Raw genomic sequence first — 13122 nt, forward strand, 5'->3', positions numbered from 1 at the left:
GCGAAGAAACGGTCTAAATAGGCTGATTCAAGGCATTTACGGGAGAAAAGATCGGCTCAAACTGAAAAAATGAAATGACTGAGTCAGCCGAGAAGAATTTCCCCGCTTATTCGCACCTTCCCAAGCGCTGGAATGGGGGGGGCCTCTCCATCGGTGCCAGCAGAATCGACCTGAGCCGCGAGCAATGGGAATGGCTGGGCAAACGGGAGAAGATCCGGATTGCGGTGAACAGCGGTATTCCGCCCCTCAGTTTTTATGACGTCACCGGTACCATGCACGGCGTGGTCGCCGATCTGCTGCAGGTCATGCGAGCCAAGCTGGGAGTGGAGCTCGAGGTGGTGCCAGTGAAGACACCGGAGCAGATGACCCAGTTGCTGGATAGCGGCCAGGTGGATGCGGGAGTGTTGAGCCCCTCTGCCGAGCGCAGGAACCGCTATCTGTTCAGCCGGGCCTTTGTCCTCGATCCCCTCTCCTATGTGGTGGGGCTGCTCCACCGGGAGGTCCCCCCTGCAGCGCTGCCCAAGACTGGCACCGTGGCCATGGTCAGAGGCTTTATCTCGACCCAGGCCATCGAGGCGGAATACGGCAAGCTGACGTCGCGGCAGTTCGATACGATTGAAGACGCCATGCGTTGTGTGGCGACGGAAGTGTGCGATGTGACCATACTGCCGCTGCGGGTGGCCAAGTACTACGTCAACAGCAAATTCCCCGATAGCCTGCTCATCACGGGAGAGCTGTTCGATTCCATCTCCATCGGTGCCGCGTTTGCGGTCACCCCCGCGCATCCCGTACTGCGGGACATTCTGGACAAGGTGATTGCCATCATTCCGCCGGATGAGCTGGAAGGGCTCTCCAACCGCTGGCGGGTCAATGTCAAACAGGAGAGTGTCTCCTGGCAGGAGTTGATTCAGGAGTTCGGGGTCTTTATCGCCTTGATCCTGCTGTTGACCCTCTGGGTTGGCCTGTGGGGCCTGTCCCTGCGCAAGCAGATCCGCGAGCGGCGGCTGGTGGAGGGGGGCGCTGAGCACCCAGCTCAAGTTCATCGCCGATCTGGTGGACGGGACACCTCACCCCATCTATGCGCGGGATCTGAACGGGATCCTGGTGCTGTGCAACAGCAGCTATGCCAGCTTCCTTGGCGAGCCCAAGGTCGGTCTGCTCGGCACGGGCCTGGACGACGCACGCACGCGCTGGCCTTTTCTTGCTCCCCTGCACGGGGATCTGATGCTTTCCTGTGACAGCCGCCGCGCCCAGGAGGGGGATCACCGTCTGGTCCTGCCGACGGGCGGGGTCGACGTCTATCACTGGGTTCAGCCTTACTACGATCTGGACGGCAATGTGCAGGGTGGCGTGGGAGGCTGGATCGACGTCAGCGAACGGGTACGCCTGCTCGATGAGCTGGCGGTGGCCAGCCAGGAGGCCCAGGAGGCTAACCGTGCCAAGAGCACCTTCCTCGCGACCATGAGCCACGAGATCCGTACCCCCATGAATGCCATCATCGGCTTGCTGGAACTGGCGCTCAAGCGGGGTCGGCTGCACGAGGAGGATCAGGCCTCCCTCGCCATTGTCCATGGCTCTGCCAGCGATCTGCTGAGCCTCATCGGCGACATCCTGGATATTTCCAAGATCGAGTCTGGCCGGTTCGAACTTGCCCCCGAACCCCATGACATCGTGACCCTGACAGCATCGGTCGTTACCGTCTTTACCGCGCTGGCGAGGCAGAAAAATCTGCGGCTGGATCTCGTCACGGGCAATCCTTCCTGGGTGCAGATCGATGGTCTTTGTTACAAGCAGATCGTCTCCAACCTGATCAGCAACGCCATCAAGTACACCGAGCGCGGGTCGGTCACGGTGACGCTGGCCTCCCGGGTCAGCGATGGCTGGTGTACCGTGCAGCTCACCATTCTGGATACCGGAATCGGCATCGATCAGGCCGAGCAGGCCAGGCTGTTCGAGCCCTTCAGCCAGGCCAGCCAACCCGAGAAAATCCAGCAGTCGGGTACTGGGCTGGGTCTGATGATCTCCCGCTCCCTGTGCGAGACGATGGGCGGCTCCCTGCAACTGGAGAGTGCGCCCGGGCAGGGGACCCGGGTCAGTATCGAGATCAAGCTGCCGGTGGCTGATGCCGTGGCGATGCCCGCCACGCCTGCACAGGAGCCGGCGGTGGAGCCGGTGCGGCGACTGAAGATCATGGTCGTGGACGATCATCCAGCCAACCGGTTGCTGGTCAGCCAGCAACTGGCTTATCTGGGCCATGACGCCACGGCCGTCGAGTCGGGAGAAGAGGCGCTGCGGCTGCTGATCGGAGCCAGGGTGGATGTCATCATGACCGACTTCAACATGCCCGGCATGAACGGCTTCGAGCTGGTTCGCCAATGCCGGGAGCTGGAGCGGCTGCACGGCTGGCGACGCACCGTGATCCTCGGGCTGACGGCCGATGCGCGGCAGGAGCAGATCAATGAAGGGCAGGCGGCAGGGATGGATGACTGTCTGTTCAAGCCCGTCGGGCTGGAGGCGCTCGATCACTGCCTGCGTCGGCACATGCAGCGGGAAGAGCAGAGTGACATTGTCGTCTGCATGGAGGAGATCCGGCGGTATCTGGGGCCGCTGACCGCACACCAGTCGACCCTGATGGTGCCTCTGCTGGCCGAGTTCGTGCGGGCCAGTGACGACGATATCGCGGGATTGCAACGGGCCGCGGAGGAGGGGCATGTCGGCCAGTTCATCGACCGCATACATCGCCTGAAAGGGGGCGCCAGGATCATGGGCACGCTGAAACTGGTGGCGACCTGCAGCGAAATAGAATCCTGGGAGCTCGATCAGGCCAGGCTGCCCGAGGCGCTGGCCCGTTTGCAGCAAGAGTACGAGGTCGTTCGGCTGGCGGCGACCCAACTGCAGGTGAAGGAAGGGGAGGAATGAAGGCATGGGAACATGCCTTCGGCTCCTGTGGTCAGCCCAGCCAGTACACCATCAACTCATAGGCGGCTTCGCCCACCTGGTCCGGTCTGGCTGACGGGGCCTGATAGCTGAGGTAATAGCGGGTCGCCTGCGCCAGGGGGAGGGTGCGGCTTGCTTCGAGGGGTTGTCCGTTGAGCGCCAGCGTGATCCGGAGATCATCCTGCTGTGGCAGGGAGCCGTAGAGTGCGCGGGCTTGCAAACGATAGGTGGTGTTGAAATCCGGGTGGCTCAGGTCTGCTGCCAGGATCTGGACGGGAGCCTGTGCAGGATCCGAATTGATGGCCTGGAGGCCTGGGTGGGTAAGCGCTACTTCCATGTTGGTCTCTTTGCTGGCGGTGGCCTGCCAGTTCAGCTGGCTCACCTGCGTATTGGCGTGAACGGCGGCGCTGCTGCAACCGATCATCACTGCCAGCACCATGCTTTTTTGAAACATAGTTATCTCCTTTGTCGGACTGGGCCCTCCTTGGCGAGGGCCTCCTCTTATCGGCGCTTTCCCCGAAAGCTGAACCGCTCTCCCCGGATTCGCCCATGAGTCGGCGGCAGATAAGGGGTATGATCCGCCCCCTGGCGCCATGCCATTGACGGAGGAGAGCCATGCTCGAAAATCAGATGATGTTGTTGGCGGTGTTTGAGCGGGCGGCGCTGATGCTGATGACGCTCTTTCTTCTCACCCGCACCCGGCCGTTTCAGCGATTGTTCCAGAAGCGTGACCACACCCCGGCCGAGCTGGTGCTGGTGGCGGCCATCTTCTGTCTGTTCGCGGTGTTCAGCACCTACACCGGCATTCCGGTGGAGGGGGCCCTCATCAATGTGCGGATCATCGCCATCATCTCGGGCGGCATCCTGTTCGGCCCCTGGGTCGGCATTCCGGCCGGGGTCATCTCGGGTCTGCACCGTTATCTCATCGACATGGATGGCCACACCTCCATTCCCTGTCTCATCGCCAGCATCATCGCCGGCCTGCTCGCCACCTGGCTGCACCTGCGCTGTCGCAAGTCGCGGCTCTGGCTCTATGGCATCCTGGCGGGGATGGCCTGCGAGGGGCTGACCATGCTGCTTATCTGGCAACTGACCGAGCCCCATGCGGTAGGTGTGGAGATTGTCAGTCATATTGCCTACCCGATGATCGCCGGTGCGCTCTGTATCGGGCTCATCATCAAGCTGGTGCAGGACCTGGACGACGAGAAGGAGCTGATTGCCGCCAAGCAGGCCAAGCTGGCGCTCGACATCGCCAACAAGACGTTGCCGTTTTTCCAGAACATCGATCGCCACTCCCTGAGCCAGGTGTGCGGCATCATTCGCAGCGAGATCAGCGCCGATGCGGTGGCCATCACCGATACCCGCGACGTGCTGGCCTATGTGGGGGTGGGCAAGGATTACTACGAGCTGGACGAGCACCACGCCATCAGCGACATGACCCACAGAGCGGTGCTGCTGGACCAGATCATCATCAACAACGATCTGCGCCAGTATCACCTCTCCGATTTCCACTCGGTCATCATTATTCCGCTGCGGGAAAACGGCGCCGTCAGCGGCACCCTCAAGATCTACTATCGCCGCACCCACAGCATCACCAGCTCCCTCAAGGAGATGGCGGTGGGTCTCTCCCAGCTCATCTCCACCCAGATGGAGGTGTCGCGCATCGAGCAGCTCAAGGAGATGACCCGCAAGGCGGAGTTCACCGCGCTGCAGAGCAAGATCAACCCCCACTTCCTGTTCAACGCCCTCAATGCCATCTCATCCTTGATCCGCATCCGTCCCCAGCAGGCACGCCAGCTGATCGCGAACCTCGCGGATTACCTGCGCTACAACCTCAACAAGGGGGACACCCTCATCGACATCCAGGAGGAGCTGCAGCAGGTGCGCGACTACGTGGCCATCGAGCAGGCCCGCTTCGGCGACAAGCTGGAGGTGGTGTTCGAGGTGGACGACGTGCATATCCAGGTGCCGAGCCTGCTGTTGCAGCCGTTGGTGGAAAACGCCATCCTGCACGGCATCCAGCCCCGCAGTGCGCCGGGTCGGGTCACCATCGAGGTGAAGCAGCTGGCGGGCGGCATCCGGGTCGCGGTGCGCGACACCGGCTACGGCATCAGCCAGGCGGTGATCGACGGGGTCGCCGCCGGTCGGGTGGAGAGCCGCAGCATCGGTCTGATGAACGTGCATCAGCGGGTCAAGCTGCTCTATGGCGACGGCCTGCACCTCAAGCGGCTGGAGCCGGGGACCGAAGTCTGTTTCTATCTGCCTGATCAGGAGGCAATGCCATGCTGAAAGCGATCATTGTGGAAGATGAGTATCTGGCCCGCGAGGAGCTGGCCTTTCTGGTGGGGCAGCACAGCAACATCGAGATAGTGGCGAGCTTCGAAGACGGGCTGGAGGCGTTCAAGTATCTGCAGGATCACGAGGTGGATGTGGTGTTTCTGGATATCCAGATCCCCGCCATCGACGGCCTGCTGCTGGCCAAGAACCTGCACAAGTCCAGCCATCCGCCCCATATCGTCTTCGTCACCGCCTACAAGGAGTTTGCGGTGGAGGCGTTCGAGCTGGAGGCATTCGACTACATCCTCAAGCCCTACAACGAGCCGCGCCTCATCAATCTGCTGCAGAAGCTCGAACTGGCGGGCAAGTCCCAGCCCCAGGGGGCGGAGTCCGGGACACCACAGAACCGCACCGTCAATCTGGTGAAGGGGGAGCGCATCATCGTCACCCCCTGCGAGCAGATCTACTACGCGGAAGCGGACGAGAAGCTGACCCATGTCTACACCCGTACCGATCGCTACGTGATGACCATGACTCTCAGCGAGTTCGTCAGCCGGCTGCCTGCCGAGGGCTTCTTCCGCTGCCACCGCTCCTATTGCGTCAACATCAACAAGATCCGCGAGATAGTGCCCTGGTTCAACAGTACCTATCTCATCCGGCTCCATGACCTGCCGTTCGAGGTGCCGGTCAGCCGCAGCAACATCAAGGCGTTCCGTCAGCTGATGCGGCTCTGATTGTCATTCATTCCCGCCGATCTGCATTTCATGCCGTAATCGGTCGGTGGGAGCGGCGTCTTGTCTATAGTGGCCCCAGTTTCCTTAAGGCCATTCCTCGAGACGCATCATGACCAGAGAGCTGAATCGCACCCGTTACCTCACCCTGTTGGGGACCATCATCACCCAGTTCGCGCTGGGATCCGTTTACACCTGGAGCCTGTTCAACGCCCAGCTCTCTGACAAGCTGGACGAGCCGGTGAGCCAGGTCGCCTTCGCCTTCGGCCTGCTCAGCCTCTCCCTGGCGGTGGCCTCCTCCCTGGCAGGCAAGCTGCAGGAGCGGTTCGGGGTGCGCAACGTCACCCTGGGCGCCGGCGTGCTGCTCGGCATCGGCTTCTTCCTCACCGCCCATGCCAGCAACCTGGCGATGCTCTACCTCTGTGCCGGCATTCTGGTCGGTTTTGCAGACGGTACCGGCTACCTGATGACCCTCTCCAACTGTGTGAAGTGGTTCCCGGAGCGCAAGGGGCTCATCTCCGCCTGCTCTATCGGTGCTTATGGCCTCGGCAGCCTCGGCTTCAAGTACATCAACCTGCTGCTGCTCTCGAGCAACGGCCTTGAGACCACCTTCCAGCTGTGGGGGCTGATCGCCATGTCCATGGTGCTGGTGGGTGGCATGCTGATGAAGGATGCGCCCAAGCAGGCCGCCGCCGTGCAGCAGAGCGAGAGCCGCGACTTCACCCTGGCCGAGGCGATGCGCAAGCCCCAATACTGGATGCTGGCGCTGATGTTCCTCACCGCCTGCATGAGCGGTCTCTACGTCATCGGCGTGGCCAAGGACATCGGCGAGAACATGGTGGGCCTGCCGGCCGTGGTCGCTGCCAACGCCGTCGCCATCATCGCCATGGCCAACCTGGGTGGCCGGCTGGTGCTGGGCATCCTCTCCGACAAGATGTCCCGTATCCGGGTCATCACCATTGCCCAGCTGATTACCCTGGCGGGCATGGCGCTGCTGTTGTTCGTGCCGCTCAACGCCAACCTGTTCTTCGTGGCGGTGGCCTGCGTGGCGTTCAGCTTCGGCGGCACCATCACCGTCTACCCCTCGCTGGTGAGCGACTTCTTCGGTCTCAACAACCTGACCAAGAACTACGGCGTCATCTATCTCGGCTTTGGTCTGGGCAGCATCATCGGCTCCATCGTGGCCTCCCTGTTTGGCGGCTTCATGGCGACCTTCAACCTCATTTTGGTGTTGCTGGTGGTGGCCCTGGTGCTCTCCCTCACCATCCGCCTGCCGGCTCCTGTTGCGGCTGTCGACAGGGCCTGACCCCTCTCGCTTCTCAAGTCATAAAAAAAAGACCCGGGCCTTGGCCCGGGTCTTTGCATGTCAAGGGGTGGACTCAGCGCGGAGGCAGACCCAGCAGGGCGCGCAGCTGGTGCGCGGTGGCCTCGACCGCCGCCCAGTCGCGGCCAGTGACGGTGACGTGGCCCATCTTGCGGCCGGGGCGGGCCTCACCCTTGCCATAGAGGTGAAGGTGCACCCCGGGCAGGGCCAGGGCGCCGGCCCAGTCCGGCGTGCCGTCTTGCCACAGATCCCCGAGCAGGTTGAGCAGGATGGCGGGCTGAACCTCAGCCTGCGCCGGCAGCGGCAGATCGCACAGGGCGCGCACCTGCAACTCGAACTGGCTGCAACCGGCGTTGTCGATGCTGGGGTGACCCGAATTGTGGGGCCGGGGGGCCATCTCGTTGACCAGTAGCTCACCGCCGACCAGGAAGAACTCCACCGTCAGCACACCCACATAGTCGAGGGCGGCGATGATGTGCTCGGCGATGCGCTGGGCCTCGCGCTCCAGGGCGGGCACATTGGCCGGGGAACGGGTCTGATCCAGGATGCCGCCGCTGTGCCAGTTCTGCACCAGGGGCAGGGCACTGATGGCACCGCTCGGACTGCGGGCCAGGGTGAGGGCAAACTCCCCCTCCAGTGGCAGGCGTTTTTCCAGCACGCAAGGGACACCGCTGGCGGCCAGGGCCGCTGGCAATTCGCCCGCATTGTGGATAGTCCACTGCCCCTTGCCATCGTAGCCCTCGCGGGCGGTCTTGAGGATGGCGGGGAAGAGGTCGCCGGGCAGGGCGGGCAGCGGTTCGCCGGGCAGCAGGGTCAGGTTCGGGGCGACCGGTACGCCGGCGCGGGTCAGGAAGGCTTTCTCTTCCCGGCGATCCTGACAGACACGTACTGCGCTCGCGGCCGGGCGCACCGGCTTGTACTGCTCCAGCAGGGCCAGGGAGGCGGCGGGCACGTTTTCGAACTCGCAGGTGATGGCGTCGCAGCGGCTGGCCAGATCGCGCAGGGCATCGGCATCGTCATAGGCGGCCACGATCTGCTCGTCGGCGGCTGCACCGGCGATGCTGATGGGGTCCGGGTCCAGCACGATCACCTTGTAGCCGAGACGGTGGGCAGACATCACGAAGTAGCGGCCGAGCTGGCCGCCACCGAGCATACCCAAAGTGGCGGGGGGCAGTATCATGCCGGCTCCTCCAGGGTGAGCGCCAGCACCCGGTCGCGCTCCTTGGCGCGGAAGCCGTCGAGCTGCTGGTGATAACGGGGCGCGTCGCCATCCTGGGCGACAGAGAGCAGGGACACGGCGAACAGACCGGCATTGGCGGCACCCGCCTCGCCGATGGCGAAGGTGGCGACCGGCACGCCCTTGGGCATCTGCACGATGGAGAGCAGGGAATCCATCCCCTTGAGCTGGCGGGTGGGGATGGGCACGCCCAGTACCGGGATCGTGGTCTTTGCGGCCAGCATGCCCGGCAGGTGGGCTGCGCCGCCGGCGCCGGCGATGATGGCGCGCAGGCCGCGATCGCGGGCGCTGGCGGCATATTCAAACAGGAGATCCGGGGTGCGATGGGCGGATACGACGCGCGCTTCATAGGGCACGCCGTGCTCCTTGAGGATGCGGGCGGCGGCCTGCATCACGGGCCAGTCAGAGTCGGAGCCCATTACCAGGCCGATCATAGGGGGGGTCGTCATTACGGCTTCCTCGGATGTCAAACGTTTGCCGCATGTTACCAAAAAGCCGTGGGATCTGGCTCAACATTTCTTGTGTTTGACCCGCTCGAATGACGGTCAACGAGCCTAAAGGTACGAGAGGGGGCGAGGATCTGCGCCACTTGGCACCGGCTTTGGGTAAAAACGACATTAGAAATCCAGATGGCTATACATCCAAGGCGGCTCTGCCTATAATCCCCCCGCTTTGGCGCATCATGCTTAAAAGGGAATCCGGTGAGAATCCGGAGCTGGCGCGCAGCGGTAAGGGGGAACGAAGCGACATCAGGGCACTGCCGTCAGGTGGGAAGCCGTCGCCGTAGGCCATCAGCCCCCAAGCCCGAAGACCTGCCAAAGTTCGTATTTCGGGCCGAGAGAAACCGGCCACGAAGTAGATGCTTACGCGAACTTAAGGATCTCTCATGTCCAAGACATTATTGGCGGCTGCCCTGTTGCCAACGGCGGCCTTTGCCCAACAACTGACCATCCCCGTCAATCCCACCATGGTGGTGACCGCTACCCGTGTCGCCCAGCCAGCCTCCAGTGTGCTGGCTCCCGTCAACGTGGTGACCCGTGACGAGATCGATCGCCTGCAAGCCCAGACCGTGACCGACGTGGTCAAGACCCTGCCCGGCGTGGAAGTGGTCAGCAACGGCGGCCGCGGCCAGCTCAGCTCGCTGCGGGTACGTGGTGGCACCTCTTCCCAGACCCTGGTGCTGGTGGACGGGGTGCGCAGCGCCTCTCTGACCGCCGGGATGACCGAGCTCAACAACCTGCCCCTCAACCAGGTGGAGCGGATCGAATATATCCGCGGTGCGCGCGCCACCATTTATGGGTCCGATGCCATCGGTGGGGTCATCAACATCATCACTCGCCCGGACCAGGGGACCAATCAGCACAAGTTCAACCTGGGCGCGGGCTCCCACAAGCAGCGTCAGGCTGCCTTCAGCAGCGCCAGCCAGGTGGGTGATGCGGGTCAGATCAAGGTCGCTGGTGGTTTCGATGACGAGACCGGCTACAACGTGCATCCAATCGTCGGGGTGAACGATGGCGACAAGCATGGCCACCGGGGCTACAACGCCATGGTGGATTATCAGCAGGCGCTGGCCAGCAATTGGGATCTGTTCGGTACGACCCGTTGGTTCCGCAACATTGCCCAGTACGACAGATCCTCTGCCGCTTCCGCCTGGGGCCCGGCGTTTCATCAACGCAACGAGACCTGGACCGAGAACCAGAGCTACCAGCTCGGCTCCCGCTATCATGACGAGCGCTACCTGAGCGAACTGCGCGGCGCCTTCTCCAAACAGGATGCCTACGACTACCCGGATACCGGCGGCCGCGATCAGTCCGCTGATCGACTCTATACCCGTCAATACACCCTGAACTGGGTCAACAGCGTCAAACTGGACGAGAGCTGGACCCTGGGGGGCGGCGCCGACTGGCAGCGCGACATGCTGGACGATAGTTCCCGCTCCTCTGGCGTCGCCTTCCCGAGTGACGCCGATGAGCGTGACAACACCGGGCTCTATGCCCTGGCCCAGTTTGACAACCAGGTCTGGCAGGCCGAGCTGAGCGGTCGCAGCGATGACAACGAGCAGTTCGGACGTCACAACACCTGGCAAACCGGCGCTGGCTGGCGCTTCGTTGAGGATTATCGGCTCAGTGCCCGCTACGGCACCGGTTTCCGTGCCCCCTCCTTCAACGATCTCTACTACCCGGGGTCCGGCAATCCTGATCTGAAGCCGGAAGAGTCGAAAAGCCACGAGTTGATGCTGGACGGACAGACCGCTGGTGTGGAGTGGCGCTTGACCGGTTATCGCAACGACTTCGAGCAGATGATCCAGTGGGCACCGGACAGCCAGGGCATGTGGACGCCGCAAAACGTCGGCAAGGCGCGGATTGAAGGGGTTGAGCTGGAAGGGGAGTTCGAGACCGGCTGGCTGAGCCATCGCGTTTCCGCCGAATACAAGGATCCCAAGGACAAGGTCACCGACAAGCAGTTGCAGCTGATCTCCCGCAAGGGGGCCAAGTGGGTGAGCCAGGCGCAGTGGCAGCAGTTCGATGGCTCCCTGAGCTGGATCTACCAGGGTGAGCGTTATGGTGACGCGGCCAATGCCACCCAGCTGGGCGGTTACAGCGTGTGGAACCTGGCGGTGGGCTATCAGGTTGCACCGTCCTGGAAGGTCTCCGGCAAGATCAGCAACCTGCTGGACAAGGAGTACCAGACCTCGGTGGGTTACCCGGCTGACGAGCGTGCCTACTATGTGACGGTGGACTACGCACTCTGATCCCCTTGTCTGGATCTGAAAAATCAGGGGCCCTGCCATTGGCAGGGCCTTTTCTATTGGCGCCGGGCGGGAGTATGATCGCCGCCTCGCATCCAAGGGGGAGCTCTGGTGGCCAATATTCTCGTGTTCGACTCCGGTATGGGCGGCTTGACCGTCTATGGGGAGATCCGTCGCACCCTGCCGGCACACAACTATTTCTACTGCTTCGACAACGCCCACTTCCCCTATGGCGAGTTGAGCGAACCAGAGCTGATTTCTGCCTGCACCGGCTTGGTCAGCCACATGGTGGCCGAGCACGCCATCGATCTGGTGGTGATCGCCTGCAATACCGCCAGCACCATTGCCCTGCCATCCCTGCGTACCGCACTCAGCATTCCCGTGGTCGGCGTGGTCCCCGCGATCAAGCCTGCCGCCGCCCTGACCCGTAACGGCTACATCGGTCTGCTGGCAACGCCCGGCACCGTCAGCCGTGACTATACCCATGAACTCATCGCCCAGTTCGCCCCGGGCAAGCATGTGCTGCTGAAGGGGGCCACCGAACTGGTTATCGAAGCCGAGCGCAAGCTGGCGGGGTTGCCGGTCAATATGGCCCTGCTCAGAGAGGTGCTCGCAGACTGGATGGAAGGGGAGGAGAGGCCGGATACCCTGGTGCTGGGATGTACCCACTTCCCCTTGCTCAACGAAGAGATCAAACAGCTGATGCCGGAATGCCAACTGGTCGATTCGGGTCTTGCCGTGGCAAGGCGGGTGGCGCATCTGCTGGCGACACTGCCGGTCCAGGCGCCTGGCGAGGGGACGGGACGTGCCTACTGCACGCGACTGGATGCAGGGGCCCAGAAACTGACAGCCCCCTTGCAAGCTTGGGGGCTGTCGTCACTCGAAGAGGTGGTGTACTGAATATCAGGCGTCGACGTCGTTGACGTCCTTCTCATCCCGGTCCCGCTTGTCATTTGCTTCACGCACTTTCAGGGTGCGCTGCTGATACTCCTTGTCATTGAGCGCGGCGATGGCCTTGGCCGCATCGGCGACAGGCATCTCCACAAACCCGAAGCCCCTGCGTTTGCCGGTGGCCTTGTCCTTCATCAGACGAACTGACAGTACCTGACCTTGCTCGGCAAAGAGTTCGCGCACCGCAATCTCGTTGGCGCGATAGGGCAGGTTGCCTACATATAAGGTACAGGTCTCCTGGCTGGTCGCCTGTTCGAGGGCGGTGGCAGGCGCACGGTTCAGGAAGAGCGGTACCACGAAACCGCCAATGGCCAGACCGGCGGCAAAAATGACTTCGACTTTCAGAGAGAACTGCAGGGCCTGGGCAACCAGATAGCCGAGCAGCGCCAATACCAGAGCAAGAACTGCTGCCTGCACATAGACGGGAAACTTGGATAAATTCATCTTTAAAGACCTTTTGTAAATGAAAGCAAAAAAGGTGCAACACTCTATTCACCTTCATGGTAACCAGCTTTACGACCAGACGCTACCATGGACCACTTGAGGCAAATTATCCGCTTCAGTATGGCATTCCTTCAGCCAAGAAGATCCTGATAAATGCCAATAAAAGAGGGCTGAAATCATCAGCTTGTGGATAACATTGTATATATACACTGGGTAAGTTGTTTCTAACTGGATAATTTGAAGTTTCCGTGACTTTCTTCAAAAAATCCCTTGTCATCGCAACCGGCCTCCCTATAATGCGCCCCTACCAGCACGGCGGAACACGCCAACCTGATGAGCCAGCTTCCTAGCGAAGTGGGCGCCGAAAGAAAAGCGAAAACAACCGCTTGACTTTCGAAGTGAGGAGCGTAAGATGCGCCTCCTCAACGCGATAAGCGTGACGCTCTTTAACAATTTGAATCAAGCAATCTGT

11 protein-coding genes and 1 riboswitch are annotated in these 13122 nt (G+C 61.9%); of the genes, 7 read left to right on the top strand and 4 right to left on the bottom strand.

Features of this window, described 5'->3' with window-relative positions; all coding sequences use genetic code 11:
- Window positions 1-74 precede the first annotated feature (74 nt).
- Both ACNPAA_RS19495 and ACNPAA_RS19500 read left to right on the top strand, forming a co-directional pair.
- A complete protein-coding gene (locus tag ACNPAA_RS19495) occupies window positions 75-1238 on the top strand; it encodes a transporter substrate-binding domain-containing protein (RefSeq protein ID WP_257710356.1) in 1164 nt (387 codons plus the stop codon).
- 247 nt (window positions 1239-1485) lie between these two features.
- Complete coding sequence (locus ACNPAA_RS19500) at window positions 1486-2919, top strand: ATP-binding protein (RefSeq protein WP_234925012.1); 1434 nt, start codon at window positions 1486-1488, stop codon at window positions 2917-2919.
- A 31-nt stretch (window positions 2920-2950) separates the two neighbouring features.
- Here the strand turns inward: ACNPAA_RS19500 and ACNPAA_RS19505 are convergent, their stop codons facing one another.
- Window positions 2951-3391 (bottom strand): hypothetical protein, encoded by a 441-nt coding sequence (locus tag ACNPAA_RS19505; RefSeq protein WP_201872960.1) that lies wholly within the window; start codon window positions 3389-3391, stop codon window positions 2951-2953.
- 161 nt (window positions 3392-3552) lie between these two features.
- Between ACNPAA_RS19505 and ACNPAA_RS19510 the strand changes: the two genes are divergently transcribed.
- The 3 genes from ACNPAA_RS19510 (at window position 3553) to ACNPAA_RS19520 (ending at window position 7251) form a co-directional block, all read left to right on the top strand.
- Window positions 3553-5226, top strand: a complete 1674-nt coding sequence (locus ACNPAA_RS19510; RefSeq protein WP_039040684.1) for a sensor histidine kinase — start codon at window positions 3553-3555, stop codon at window positions 5224-5226.
- Entirely contained in the window at window positions 5220-5948 is a 729-nt protein-coding gene (locus ACNPAA_RS19515) for a LytR/AlgR family response regulator transcription factor (RefSeq protein WP_039040685.1), read from the top strand. The genes ACNPAA_RS19510 and ACNPAA_RS19515 overlap by 7 nt, the downstream gene beginning before the upstream one ends.
- A 109-nt stretch (window positions 5949-6057) precedes the next feature.
- Window positions 6058-7251, top strand: a complete 1194-nt coding sequence (locus ACNPAA_RS19520; RefSeq protein ID WP_041212098.1) for an MFS transporter — start codon at window positions 6058-6060, stop codon at window positions 7249-7251.
- Between the two features lie 73 nt (window positions 7252-7324).
- Here ACNPAA_RS19520 and ACNPAA_RS19525 read toward each other — a convergent pair whose 3' ends face one another.
- Window positions 7325-8449: a 5-(carboxyamino)imidazole ribonucleotide synthase gene (locus ACNPAA_RS19525; protein ID WP_323926497.1), complete on the bottom strand. Its 1125-nt coding sequence runs from the start codon at window positions 8447-8449 to the stop codon at window positions 7325-7327.
- Window positions 8446-8955, bottom strand: coding sequence for a 5-(carboxyamino)imidazole ribonucleotide mutase (gene purE, locus ACNPAA_RS19530; RefSeq protein WP_029313402.1), 510 nt, complete (start codon window positions 8953-8955; stop codon window positions 8446-8448). The genes ACNPAA_RS19525 and purE overlap by 4 nt, the downstream gene beginning before the upstream one ends.
- 207 nt (window positions 8956-9162) lie before the next feature.
- A riboswitch (cobalamin riboswitch) is annotated at window positions 9163-9341 on the top strand.
- Window positions 9342-9392: 51 nt separating this feature from the next.
- On the opposite strand from purE, the gene ACNPAA_RS19535 reads away from it, so the two are divergent.
- On the top strand, window positions 9393-11258 hold the full coding sequence (locus ACNPAA_RS19535; RefSeq protein WP_323938849.1) for a TonB-dependent receptor domain-containing protein: 1866 nt from the start codon (window positions 9393-9395) through the stop codon (window positions 11256-11258).
- A gap of 108 nt (window positions 11259-11366) precedes the next feature.
- Window positions 11367-12155 (top strand): glutamate racemase, encoded by a 789-nt coding sequence (murI, locus tag ACNPAA_RS19540; protein WP_171865900.1) that lies wholly within the window; start codon window positions 11367-11369, stop codon window positions 12153-12155.
- A 3-nt stretch (window positions 12156-12158) separates the two neighbouring features.
- On the opposite strand, the gene ACNPAA_RS19545 is transcribed toward murI, so the two are convergent.
- Window positions 12159-12650 carry an RNA recognition motif domain-containing protein gene (locus ACNPAA_RS19545; RefSeq protein ID WP_029313407.1) on the bottom strand — a complete coding sequence of 164 codons (492 nt, stop codon included), beginning with the start codon at window positions 12648-12650 and terminating at the stop codon, window positions 12159-12161.
- Window positions 12651-13122 lie beyond the last annotated feature (472 nt).

Origin of the sequence: Aeromonas sp. PS2Canimalfood6 (assembly GCF_048276795.1) — a bacterium.
Taxonomy (GTDB): Bacteria; Pseudomonadota; Gammaproteobacteria; order Enterobacterales; family Aeromonadaceae; genus Aeromonas; species Aeromonas caviae.